At 43.1% G+C, this 12,942-nt stretch carries 10 protein-coding genes; 3 read left to right on the plus strand and 7 right to left on the minus strand.

All coding sequences use genetic code 11. The annotated features are described in order from the left end of the window. Positions 1–29: 29 nt before the first annotated feature. The 3 genes from B9A91_RS09100 to B9A91_RS09110 form a co-directional block, all read right to left on the minus strand. Positions 30–3,110, minus strand: coding sequence for a TAT-variant-translocated molybdopterin oxidoreductase (locus B9A91_RS09100; RefSeq protein ID WP_084238033.1), 3,081 nt, complete (start codon positions 3,108–3,110; stop codon positions 30–32). Positions 3,111–3,159: 49 nt separating this feature from the next. Further along, positions 3,160–4,449 (minus strand): c-type cytochrome, encoded by a 1,290-nt coding sequence (locus B9A91_RS09105; RefSeq protein WP_084238034.1) that lies wholly within the window; start codon positions 4,447–4,449, stop codon positions 3,160–3,162. 252 nt (positions 4,450–4,701) lie between these two features. Further along, a complete protein-coding gene (locus B9A91_RS09110) occupies positions 4,702–5,682 on the minus strand; it encodes a deoxyhypusine synthase family protein (protein WP_084238035.1) in 981 nt (326 codons plus the stop codon). A 113-nt stretch (positions 5,683–5,795) separates the two neighbouring features. On the opposite strand from B9A91_RS09110, the gene B9A91_RS09115 reads away from it, so the two are divergent. After that, a complete protein-coding gene (locus B9A91_RS09115; protein WP_084238036.1) occupies positions 5,796–6,926 on the plus strand; it encodes a BamA/TamA family outer membrane protein in 1,131 nt (376 codons plus the stop codon). 12 nt (positions 6,927–6,938) lie between these two features. Here the strand turns inward: B9A91_RS09115 and B9A91_RS09120 are convergent, their stop codons facing one another. Then, positions 6,939–7,721, minus strand: coding sequence for an O-methyltransferase (locus B9A91_RS09120; RefSeq protein ID WP_084238037.1), 783 nt, complete (start codon positions 7,719–7,721; stop codon positions 6,939–6,941). A 35-nt stretch (positions 7,722–7,756) separates the two neighbouring features. Here B9A91_RS09120 and B9A91_RS09125 point away from each other — a divergent pair, with 35 nt between their 5' ends. After that, positions 7,757–8,626 (plus strand): transglutaminase-like domain-containing protein, encoded by an 870-nt coding sequence (locus tag B9A91_RS09125; RefSeq protein ID WP_084238038.1) that lies wholly within the window; start codon positions 7,757–7,759, stop codon positions 8,624–8,626. On the opposite strand, the gene B9A91_RS09130 is transcribed toward B9A91_RS09125, so the two are convergent. From B9A91_RS09130 to B9A91_RS09140, 3 genes are all read right to left on the minus strand, one after another. Further along, on the minus strand, positions 8,621–9,508 hold the full coding sequence (locus B9A91_RS09130; protein WP_235012507.1) for an alpha/beta hydrolase: 888 nt from the start codon (positions 9,506–9,508) through the stop codon (positions 8,621–8,623). The genes B9A91_RS09125 and B9A91_RS09130 overlap by 6 nt on opposite strands. Before the next feature lie 25 nt (positions 9,509–9,533). Next, a protein-coding gene (gene prfB, locus B9A91_RS09135; RefSeq protein ID WP_144008887.1) for a peptide chain release factor 2 occupies positions 9,534–10,608 on the minus strand; the annotation gives its coding sequence in 2 pieces (ribosomal slippage) (positions 9,534–10,547 and positions 10,549–10,608; 1,074 coding nt in all). Positions 10,609–10,686: 78 nt separating this feature from the next. Further along, a complete protein-coding gene (locus tag B9A91_RS09140) occupies positions 10,687–11,190 on the minus strand; it encodes a hypothetical protein (RefSeq protein ID WP_084238040.1) in 504 nt (167 codons plus the stop codon). 83 nt (positions 11,191–11,273) lie between these two features. On the opposite strand from B9A91_RS09140, the gene pgi reads away from it, so the two are divergent. Next, positions 11,274–12,920 carry a glucose-6-phosphate isomerase gene (gene pgi, locus B9A91_RS09145; RefSeq protein ID WP_084239646.1) on the plus strand — a complete coding sequence of 549 codons (1,647 nt, stop codon included), beginning with the start codon at positions 11,274–11,276 and terminating at the stop codon, positions 12,918–12,920. The last annotated feature ends 22 nt before the right edge of the window (positions 12,921–12,942 follow it).

Raw genomic sequence — 12,942 nt, forward strand, 5'->3', positions numbered from 1 at the left:
TTTATTTTCTTTTAATATCAGCTGCGCGCTTACGCTTGTACTGTTGTATCTGTATTTCTAATTTTCGTCATATAACCTATACCCGGCTGTACGTTGATCTCTTCCAAAACGTAGTAGATACGCTCGCTACGCAATGCTTTAGATACTTCTGATTCCGGATCGTTCGCATCACCAAAGATGATTGCGTTTGCAGAACATGCCTGCTGGCAAGCCATCTTGATATCTCCATCTTTCAACGGACGTTTCTCCAGTTTCGCAGTCAATTTACCAGCCTGGATACGTTGGATACACATCGAGCATTTCTCCATAACCCCTCTTGAACGTGTAGTTACATCAGGGTTAAGTACCAGCTGTGTAAACTCATTGTTCAGGTAGTTATCAAAACGTGAGTCATTCCAGTAATTGAACCAGTTAAAACGACGTACTTTATACGGACAGTTGTTTGCACAATAACGTGTACCTACGCAACGGTTATAAGCCATGTGGTTCAAACCATCTGATGAGTGTACAGTTGCCAATACCGGACAAACAGTCTCACAAGGAGCGTGATCGCAATGCTGACAAAGCATAGGCTGGTGTACAACCGATACATTGTTCATCTGGTTCTCGTCCAGGTGTGCAATCTCTTTTTCTTTTGTAACCGAATTGATTCCGTTTCCATGGCCAGCGTGTGCACCATGTTCTGCATGGGCCTCACCATCCTGGTTAAAGCTGTAGTAACGGTCGATACGGATCCAGTGCATCTCTCTGCGCCTGCGAACCTCTTCCTTACCTACAACAGGAATGTTATTTTCTACGTTACAGGCTACAATACAAGAACCGCAACCGGTACAGGCATTCAGATCGATTGCCATTACCCAGTTGTTACCTGGTTTCTCATATTTATCCCATAAATCGTAAGTTTTATGTTTAGCGTGGTCATTACCCGAACCGGCCGCAGGATTCTTTTTGTATTCAGCAAACGTAGCCTCACGGATTACATTTCTGCCTTCAAAAGAATAGTGCGTTTGTGTTTGGGCAAGCTCTTCTCTTCTGCCTGTTCCTGTTAAAGTAACTGAAGTGGCATATTTTAAAGTACCATTACTGAAACTCACAAACGGATAAGCATTCTTACCTACATTGTCTCCGGCCTTACCTACTTTGGTACGGCCATAACCCAATGCAACAGATACCGTTCCAATTGCCTGTCCTGGTTGGATCAACAATGGAAGATCAATGCTGTAACCATTTGCAGCTTTTACAGTAACAATATCAAACTCTTTAAAGCCAAGTTTTTCTGCATACTTAGGCGCAATAGCCACGTAGTTATCCCAGGTTACTTTAGAAACCGGATCAGGAAGTTCCTGAAGGAACGCATTGTTGGCATGTTTACCATCACGCATCGGAATACTTTCGTATACCTGCAGTTCTACATCTTTTGCCAGAGTCTTGCTGTTATTCAGCACCGATGGCGCTACAGCTGCCAGAGAAAGGTTAAAAGTGTAAGTTCCCGCTGGTTTTTCAGCTGCAAAGAACACTCCTTTTTGTAATACATCTTTCCAGGTAGCACCTACTGCAGGCAATATACTTTTCTCCCAGTTGTTACGTACATACTGGTAATACTCTTTAACTACATTATCAGACCAGATCAGTAAGCTTTCTTCTGCCTGACGGGTATTGAATACCGGGTTGATGGTTGGCTGTACGATTGAATAAGTTCCTTCGTAAGCACTTGCATCTCCCCATGACTCCAGATAGTTGTGGTTAATAGCAACTACATCACAAAGTGCAGCGGTCTCGTCTTTACGGTCAGCAAATGACACTTTCAACGCTACCTTTGCCAGTGCATCGGTAAAGGCTTTCGTGTTGGCTACATCATAAACCGGATTGCTATCCAGGAAGAATACAGCAGCAACTTCACCCCTGTTCATTTCGTTAATGAATTCTGCAAATTCAGCATCGTTGCCCGCGTAACGCTTACAAGGATTATCCAGATCGATGGTAGTTCCGTAGCTGCCGATAGCAGAGTTAATGGCATTTACAAGGATCTGTGTAGATACATCATTCGATCCTGAAACCACAACAGCTTTTCCTTTATTTTGCAGCAGTTCTTTACCAACCAGTTTCAGCGCTTTCTCTGCTGTTACGTTATTTGGCAATGTACCGCCAGCTAAACCAGCTCCTGTAATTGCATTATATAGGGCAATCAAAGCAGGGCCTTCTTCCGATAACTTGATTGGAACCCGGGTATCTGCATTTGTACCTGTTAAGCTCATGCCTGCCTCAAACTGGAAGTGACGCGACATTTTGCCGTTTTTCAAAGATTTATGATCCCTGTTGGATACATATTGAGCAGTAAACTCCTCGCCACTGATCCAGGTACCTAAAAAGTCAGCCCCGAAACTTACAATCAGGTCTGCCTTATCAAATTTATATTTAGGTACAACAGCTTTTCCAAAACTGTTCTCATTTGCTTTAATGATACCAGTGTAGGAAATTGCGTCGTACTGCACATGCTTTGTAGTTGGATAAGCAACAGAAAAATCAGCAATAACGGCTTTTGTAGAAGGACTGTTTACAGAAGAGGAAACGATCCTGATTTTCTTTCCGGAAGCCTGCGCTTTGTTAAGCTCACCCTTAACAAACTCATCTACCTTTGCCCAGGTAGTTTCGTTTTCTTTTAATAAAGGCGATCTTAGTTTAGATACATCGTACAGGTCCAGTACAGAGGCTTGTGCCTGTGCGTCGGTACCGCGGTTAAATGTACCCGCATTTGTGTTTGCCTCTATTTTGATTGGCCTTCCCTCCCTGGTTTTAACCAATACAGGCTGACCATTAAAACTTGACACATAGTAGTTAGGGATACCCGGCACAACCTCTTCAGGTTTAATTACATAAGGGATTGCCTTATGCACAGGGGCTGTCTGACAAGCCGCAAGTGTTACCGCACCTAAACCAAAGCCTAAAGCCTTTAAAAAGTCGCGGCGTGGAGTTACTGTACTTAACCCTGCTTCATTTAAAACATCTTCTATTGGAAGGGGCTCAGCAAATTCGTTCTTGTTGTTTTCAACAAAATCCGGAGTGTTGTTATACTCTTCTAAGCCTTTCCAGTATTTTTTATTGCTTTCCATTTAAGCTATATTACTGTTATCGAACGTTCTTTGTTATTAAACTCTACTATTAATAGTGGCACTTACCACACTCTAAACCACCCAATGCTGCCGGGGTAATCTTCTCACCCTTTTTGATTTTCTCATGGGTCTCGATCACCTTCGTATAGAATGCGTTGTCTTTACCAGAGATTTGAGCATCCTTATGGCAGTTTATACACCATTTCATCGTTAGCGGTGAATACTGATAGATTTCTTCCATTGTATCAACCGGACCGTGACATGCAAAACATACTGGTTCGTTTGGCTGTAAACCTTTTTCTTTTCTGATGGCTTCTTCACCAACCACTACGTGTTGTGAGTGATTGAAGTAGGCAAAATCAGGCAGGTTATGAACGCGCACCCACTCTACCGGCTTTTCTTTCGATTTATCGTAAGTCATGGTATTCGGATCGTAACCTATTGCAGTATAGATCTTCTGAATCTCAGGAGAAATCTCTCCATTGTATTTTTCAGTAGCCTGTACAGACTTGTGACAGTTCATACATACGTTAACCGAAGGGATAGATGCATTTTTAGATTTAAACGCACCTGAGTGACAGTACTGACAGTCGATCTGGTTTACACCCGCATGCAACTCGTGAGAAAACTTAATCGGCTGAACTGGCTGATACCCCGTGTGTACACCTGTGTTCCACATGCCCATCCATCCAAATGAACCTAATGCTATAATTAAACACAGCACAAAGAACATCACAAATTTCTTGTTTTTGAACATTTTGCGGGTAGCAGCTCCGAAAGACAAACTTTCTTTCTCTACAACTTCTACACCTTGTTTCTTAAGGATCAAACGCTCCAGCATTTTTACAGCACGGCCTAAAACTACCAGTACAGCGATAGAGATCAGAATAATCAGCGCAATCCCTGCAATAGAAAAATCTGAAACTCCCTCTGAAGCCACTTCAACTGGCTTATCACCTTCTTTTTTAGGCTCTCCCGCCTTAGCATAGGCAATTACGTTTTTGATCTGGTCATCAGTCAAAGTAGGGAAAGTGGTCATCTCTGCCGGAGAGAACTTTGCAGCTTCGATCGCTGTTTTATCACCAGCATCAACTAAAGCCTTCCAGTTTCTGATCCATTTGATAGCGAATGCTTCATCCAGTTCAGTCAGTTTAGGTGTTAAAGCCGGACCAGTACTGTTACGGTCTAATTGGTGACAAGAAGCACATTTATCTTTAAATATTTTTCTTCCCTCCACTACATCTTGCGCATGTGTTGCAGAAACGATTAAAACAGATAGAGCCGTAAACATGAATGCCGACTTCCAAACTCTTCTAATGATCAATGAGATATCCCTCATAATGAGTATTTTATGCTATTTTTTAAAAAACTTTATAAACGTAATTGATGTTTAAACTTGAGTCCTTCACCAAAACGTCCACAAAAGTAAAATTTATTAACGTACCAATGACAAAGAAATGACAGTAAATACAATTTATAATCAATCTAAATAGTGCCGTTATTATGCTTTAAACAAAGAAAATCACCAATTTTTGCAAAAATTGGTGATCCTCAGTCAGCCCTATATTGATGCTGTATTTGTTATTTCGAATTACATTTTTAATATCCATGCAAATATCAGTGGCGCCACTATTGTCGCATCCGATTCCACAATAAATTTAGGCGTGTGGATATCCAGTTTACCCCAGGTGATCTTCTCGTTAGGCACTGCACCTGAGTAAGAACCGTATGATGTGGTGGAATCAGAAATCTGGCAGAAATAACTCCAGAATGGGATATTTTCCATTTCCATATCCTGGTAAAGCATAGGCACTACGCAAATAGGGAAATCGCCCGCTATACCGCCTCCAATCTGGAAAAATCCAATTCCTTTTCCTGCGCTATTGTTAATGTACCAATCGGCAAGCCATCCCATATACTCGATGCCGCTCTTCATGGTAGTTGCCTTAATCTCCGATTTCATGACATAAGAAGCGAAAATATTCCCCATCGTAGAATCTTCCCATCCAGGCACAACGATAGGCAGGTTCTTTTCTGCCGCTGCCAGCATCCAGGAGTTTTTCGGATCAATTTCATAATATTGCTCCAGATCTCCGCTCAACAACATTTTATACATGAATTCATGCGGAAAATAGCGCTCGCCGGCTGTATCAGCATCTTTCCAGATCTTGTAGATGTGTTTTTGCAACCTGCGGAAGGCCTCCTCTTCAGGAATACAGGTATCGGTAACCCGGTTATAATGGTTTTCCAGTAAATCCCATTCGTCTTGCGGGCTCAGGTCGCGATAATTCGGTACGCGTTTATAGTGTGAGTGTGCAACAAGGTTCATAATGTCTTCCTCAAGGTTAGCCCCTGTACAGGAAATGATAGAAACTTTGTCCTGGCGGATCATCTCTGCCAGCGAAATACCCAACTCCGCTGTACTCATTGCGCCAGCCAGGGTAATCATCATTTTACCCCCTTCGTCCAAGTGTGTTTCATACCCTTTGGCTGCATCCATCATGGCCGCCGCATTAAAATGGAGGTAATTGCGCTCCATAAACTGAGAAATCGGTCCTCTTGTTGTACTCATCTTAATCTAATTTTGTTGCCGCAAAAATAGGCAAATATTATTATTTTAAGCCATTTGGCCTCAAAGTTGTTAGCAGAGTCTCAGAATTAAATCCTTTCCCCTATTTTAGGCCAATGAAGAAAATTTCGATTTGTACCCTTTTTGTTTTGATCACCGCAAACGCATTGGCGCAAAAGAAACTCATAGACCGCTACCTATCCAACAAAACAGACTCTTCCCGCAGGCCCAGCTTTATGCCAGTCCCTATTTTTCGTTATAGCCAGGAAATAGGAGTTGAATTTGGTGCTGGGTTGCTCTATTCAACTTATCTAGACAGAAAAGACCTTAGCAACCGCAGTTCAAATTTCTCGGGCGTAGTATCTGCATCAACTAAAGGACAGTACAATGTTACCCTTAAAAGTGATATCTGGACAAAAAAAAACACACACCATTACATTTCTGAAGTTCGCTTTAAACGCATGCCCTTTAACTTTTACGGGATTGGGAATGAAACCGATGCTGCTAATGAAGATCGCCTTGTACAGGGCTTCGTTAAGGTAGTACTGGAAGCAGAAAAAAGGTTTTGGCCTGCCATGTACACCGGGTTTTCTGCAGGCTTCGAGAATTACCATTTTACCGATAAAGAAGTTGGAGGCATATTTACGACAGACCCCAGCATTATTCATAAGATAGGTGGCTCTGTATTTTATGCCGGAGTGTCTCAAACCTACGACACCAGAAATTCCAATAATTATACAACAAAAGGAATGATGGCCAAAGTGTCGTACCAATATGCGCCCGATTTTTGGGGGAAAGAGAACTTTACAGGCAGCCTCATCAAAGCAAACGTGCGGAGTTTTTGGTCACTCTCTCCAAAATTTGTGATCGGTGTGAATGGATTATTCCACAGCATCCAAGGCAAAAATGTACCCTTTTACCTGCTGCCCCAAATGGGTAATGACGAAATGATGCGAGGCTATTATACCGGAAGGTACCGCGACAGGAACCTCCTTGCCGCCCAGGCAGAGCTCAGGTACCGCTACAACAACCGCTTTGGTGCTGCAGTTTTCGGTGGGGCCGGGCAGGTATTTGAAAATGGTGGTTTAGGAATTAAAAATTTTAAACCCTCATATGGTGCTGGAGGAAGGTATTTCTTTGATCCTGAAAAAGGTCTGAGTGTTCGCGTAGATTATGGGATTGGCGAAAAACGCGCCAATGAAAAACGCCAAAAGGGTTTTTACATTAGCCTGGCCGAAGCCTTTTAAAGCTGGTTATATCTAGAATTTTATCTTAAAATGCTCTTTCACCTGGCCCTTCCTGAAATAAACAAGGCCAATCCAGAAAAGATCAACCGTTACCGTAACTTCAGGGTGGTTTTTAATCTCTTCCCAGGCTTCCTTCATACCCTTGCTCCAATAGATGTCATCGAATATCAGCAATGAACGCTCCTGCACCTTAGGCAGGCACCATTTGAAATAATCCAATGTAGCTTCCTTTCGATGGTTCCCATCTATATAAACAAAGTCGAGTTGCTGCTGCCCCTCAATCACGCCAGGGAGCAGGGCATCGAAATTCCCAACCTGTAGTTCAATATTTTCCAATCCGAGTTCCTCAAAATTGCGACCTGCAACCTTTGCTGTTTCGGGGCAGCCCTCTATGGTGATTATTTCTGCATCCGGACAAGCTTTGGATAAGTATGCCGTGGTAATGCCAAGACAGGTACCCAATTCTATGATATTGGAGGGTTGGGTATTTTTAGCCAAACGATAAATCAATTGCGCCAATCGGGGGCTTTTTAATGCATTTTTTGCAATCTGCTTTACCTGTTTGGTCCTGTTCTTATTCAAGTGGGAACCCGCCCCCAAATCGGTCACAGTGATCAATGATTCGTCATTAAAAAGTTTTTTTCGCTGCGCTTCAATACTTTTATAATCGGTTTTGGAGTTAAAATCGTAAATTACCTCATCAGTAAGCTTGTATACAAATGGGGAATGGGTACCGTGCCTGCTTTTCGCAGTAAGACGGTGCTTAATGTAGTCACTGATAAAATTAAAAACCATAGCCGCAAAAATAGGTATTCAAATTTGCATGTTTAATGGAAAATAGTAAAGAAATAAGTGCGTTGATTAAGCTTCTTGACGATCCTGATCTTGAGGTATATGAACATGTTGAAAAAAGATTGCTCGAATACGGCCCTGAAGTGGTCGACTTCCTCGAGAATGAATGGGAACACTCTCTGGATACCCTGCTACAGGAGCGGATAGAAAATATTGTACACAAGATCCAGTTCCAAAGTGTAAAAGAAGACCTTAACTTATGGTACCATAGCGGGGCATTTGACCTTTTGCAGGGTGCCCTGGTCATCAACCGGTACCAGTACCCTGATCTGGACGAAGAAAAGGTAATCCTTCAGATTGAAGAAATAAAAAGGGAAATTTGGCTGGGCCTGCAATATGAAATGAGTTCTATTGAAAAAATAAAGCTCATCAATCATGTATTTTACAACGTATACGGCTTTGGAGGAAATACCAAAAACCATCACGACCCGCAAAACTCCTATATCAGCCAGGTATTGGAAAGCAAAAAAGGCAACCAGATCTCGCTGGCCATTATTTATGCGACACTAGCTCAGAAATTGGATATTCCAGTGTATGGCGTAAACCTGCCCCAGCATTTTATTTTGGGATACATTGACGAAAGCAGGCGTGAAGAACATGAATTTGGCGTTCTTTTTTACATCAATGCCTTTAACAAGGGGGCTATTTTTGGCAAGCACGATGTAGATCAATTCCTCCGTCAGCTTAACCTTGATCCGCTACCGGGCTTTTATGCGCCCTGCAGCAATGTAGAAATCATCAGAAGAATCATCCGCAACCTGGTATCTGCCTACGAAAATCTTGGCTCTGCGGAAAAAGTGAACGAACTGAAACAGTTGCAGGATATTCTAAGCAATACAGATCTATAAAAACTGATTGCCTCTCATCCAGTTTTCCAAGGTCTTAAACCAATCCTCAGCCGTAGTTTTGTTTTTTAGACCAAAGCCATGCCCTCCGGCCTGATAAATGTGCATTTCTGCTTTTACTTTAGCCTTTACCAGGGCCTGATTAAATAGCATGCTGTTCTGAACCGGAACGGTCATATCATCATTTGCATGAATCAGAAAGGTTGGTGGTGTTTCGGCATCAACATGTTTATCGTTAGAAAAATATTGCCTTAATGTAGCGTTGCTGCCGGCCAGTTTTTCTGCCGAGCCCTTATGTTCCGACTCGGTAAAGGAAACTACAGGATAAATCAGAATAGAAAAATCCGGTCTTAAGCTTAAACCCTCCTTGTTCTCAATCTTTACATCTTTATAGTGTACGGTTAAGCTCGATGCGAGATGGCCGCCGGCGGAAAATCCCATCACACCTATTTTTGAAGGGTTAATTCCCCATTTGGAGGCATCTTTTCTAACCGTATAGATGGCTTGTTCAACATCCTGTAACGGTCCTACTGATCTGTCCTGCATAATCTCGTCGCTCGGCAAGCGGTATTTCAATACAAAAGCAGTTACGCCCAAAGCTGCAAACCTCTCGGCCACGGGATAGCCCTCATGCCCTATTGCCAGGCCAGAGTAGCCTCCTCCAGGACAAACAATCACGGCTGTACCATTTGCCTTATCCTTAGCAGGTTGATAGACGGTAAGCGTCGGTATCGAAACTTTACTGACCCCTGCTCCTCTTCCTTCGCGCATCACCGTGGTTTCCTGGTAATCTGCAGGTGTAGGTTTTGCTCCGGGGATAGGGCCCGGATAAAGGGGCAGCACTTGCTGGGCCATTAGCCCATTTGCCGATAACAGTACAGTCATGAATAGTCCGCTTAAATATTTCATATTAAAATTCCATTAAGTACGCTTTTAAAAAGTCGTTAAGCTCCCCATCAAGCACTGCCTGTGGATTGGACGACTGAAAATTTGTCCGGTGATCCTTTACCCTACGGTCGTCCAGCACGTAACTTCTGATCTGAGAACCCCATTCTATTTTCTTCTTACTCCCCTCAATTAAGGCTGTAGCTTCCATACGCTTACGCATTTCTGCCTCATAAAGTTGCGATTTCAATAACCTGATTGCGTTCTCTTTATTCTGCAATTGCGACCTCGACTCCTGGTTCTTAATGATAATTCCGGATGGTTTGTGGTACAAACGCACTGCAGTTTCCACCTTGTTCACATTTTGCCCGCCGGCACCGCCCGAACGGAAAGTCTCAAATTCAATCTCAGCGTCCTTCACTTCTATTTCTATGGTATCGTCTACCAACGGGTAAACATATACAGAAGCAAAAGAGGTATGCCTCCGGGCATTAGAGTCAAAAGGGGAAATCCTTACCAAACGATGAACACCGTTTTCACCTTTCAGGTAGCCATAAGCAAAATCACCCGAAAATTGAAGCGTAACCGATTTGACACCCGCAACCTCACCTTCCTGGTAATCCTGCTCAGTAATCTTATAACCGTTCTTTTCGCCCCACATCATGTACATGCGCATCAGCATATAAGCCCAGTCGCAACTCTCCGTTCCGCCTGCACCAGCTGTGATCTGCATTACCGCAGGCAGCTGATCTTCCTTGTTCTTCAACATGTTCTTCAGCTCCAGGTCTTCTATTGCCTTTAAGCACAAGTCGTATTGCTCCTGCATCTCTTCCTCACCTGCATCGCCACCCTGATAAAATTCAAACAGCACGAGTGTATCTTCCAGCAAGCTGTTTGCTTGCTGCCAGGCATCCGTCCATACTTTTTTGGCATTTATTTCTGCGATATGTTTTTCGGCCTTTTTCGGGTCATCCCAAAAGTCCGGCTGCAGGGTAAGTTCCTGCTCAATACGAATATCCTCTAAACGGTTTTCAACGTCAAAGGTACCTCCTCAGCGACGTTACTCTGTCCCTTAAATCCTGAATTTGTTCTTTTGTCATAAGCACAAATATATAATATAAAGGGCTTGTATCAAATTCCTTTTGATACAAGCCCTTTTTTAAAGTTAAGCGGTCGATTTAGTTAAAAAGTCCCTTTAATTTATCCACAATACCGTCGTCTTTACCATCCCCGTTTACATCTGTTTTTTCCGTGAACATCCTGGTCACATCAGACAGGTCAAATTTTCCATCAGGCCCCGAAACCTTGGCCACAAGGTCCTGGATATTGAAAGAACTGTCATTCGGATCGTTGGTCTTGTTTACCAGCTTACCTACTATAGAAGGGATCACCGATGCCGCTATGTTCTTGGCCGACTCTATATTGATTCCCATTGCTGCAAGCTTATCCGAAAATCCGGCTGTGGCTTCCTGTGCAACCGCACTGCCTTCGGCATTGCCGCCCTTAAATGCGTCTACAAGGTTACCAATATTACCAGATGAAAGTTGTTGTTTAAGTGCGTCAATAATTGAACCTGACGCAGCACCAATAGCGGCTTCGTTCTGTTCGTTCGGTACAGCATTGTTGTTTACAATAGCGTCCTGAACATTTTCTTTTACGAGTTGATTTAAATTTTCTAACATAGGTGTTTTTTTAAAGGTTTTACTATCTTGTTCCGTTGAATAAATGTAACATCGATATATTTAATAAATATAACATTAATATTATGCTTCCTACAATAAATTTCACAGAAACCGCTGCGTATAAGTACCTTGCCGATCACTTCATCGACATCAATAAGAAAAACCTGAAAGAGCTTTTTGCAGAAGATGAATCCCGCTTTGAGAAATTTTCCCTGCTGTTCGAGGATATCCTGGTGGACTATTCTAAAAACAGGATTGACGATACCACCATTGCTTTACTTATCCAGCTTGCACGGGAATGTAAGTTAGACGAAGCTATTAAAGCCATGTTTAGTGGCGAGCAAATCAACCAGACGGAAGGCCGCCCGGTACTGCACATCGCCCTGCGCAACCAAAGCAACAATGCCATCCTGGTAGAGGGAAAAGATGTGATGCCGGAAGTAAACCGGGTGCTCAGCAAAATGGAAAAATTTAGCAGCCAGGTTATCTCCGGAAGCTGGAAGGGATATACCGGCAAAGCCATTACTAATGTGGTAAACATTGGTATCGGCGGCTCTGACCTGGGCCCTGTAATGGTAACGGAAGCCCTAAAAGCTTATAAAAACCATCTCCATATGCATTTCGTTTCCAACATTGATGGAACACACATTGCAGAGACCCTTAAAAAAGTAAACCCTGAAACTACTTTATTCCTGATCGCTTCCAAAACTTTCACTACACAGGAAACTATGACCAATGCCAATACGGCACGCGAATGGTTCCTGCAGAATGGAGCTAAAAAGGAAGACATCGCCAAACACTTCGCTGCCCTGTCTACCAATGCAAAAGACGTTTCGGCTTTTGGTATTGACACGGAGAACATGTTCGAATTCTGGGACTGGGTTGGCGGCAGGTATTCTTTGTGGAGTGCCATAGGCCTCCCTATTGCGTTAAGCATCGGCTATGATAATTTTAAACAGCTGCTGGCAGGGGCACATGCCGCCGATGAGCATTTTGAAAACGCTGAATTTGAGATCAACATCCCAGTTATCCTGGCACTTATAGGCGTGTGGTACATCAACTTCTTTGACGCAGAAACGCAGGCCATTTTACCGTACGATCAATATATGCACCGTTTTGCGGCCTATTTCCAGCAAGGTGATATGGAGAGTAACGGCAAGCATGTAGACCGCAATGGAAATGACGTAAGTTATGAAACAGGCCCGGTCATCTGGGGCGAACCTGGAACAAATGGACAACATGCATTTTACCAGCTCATACACCAGGGAACCCGAATTATCCCTTGCGACTTTATTGCGCCGGCACAAAGTCTAAACCCTATTGGCAACCACCATCCTATCCTGTTATCCAATTTCTTTGCACAAACCGAAGCCTTAATGAATGGCAAAACCATTGAACAGGTAAAGGAAGAGCTTAAAAAAGAAGGAAAAACAGATCAGGAGATTGAAAAACTTGCGCCATTCAAGGTATTCGAGGGAAACAGGCCTACCAACTCCATATTGCTGAAAAAAGTTACTCCATTTAGCCTCGGCAGTCTTATTGCTATGTACGAGCATAAGATATTTGTGCAGGGCATCATCTGGAACATCTTCAGTTTTGACCAATGGGGCGTGGAGCTGGGCAAACAGCTTGCGAAAAGCATTTTGCCAGAACTTAATGACGATAAAGAGGTGGCTACACATGACGGATCGACCAATGGCCTGATCAATCAGTACAAAAGCTGGAGATAGGTAATTGCCTTTGTTTTTTTGT

The sequence above is a fragment of the Pedobacter africanus genome, from assembly GCF_900176535.1.
Taxonomy (GTDB): Bacteria; Bacteroidota; Bacteroidia; order Sphingobacteriales; family Sphingobacteriaceae; genus Pedobacter; species Pedobacter africanus.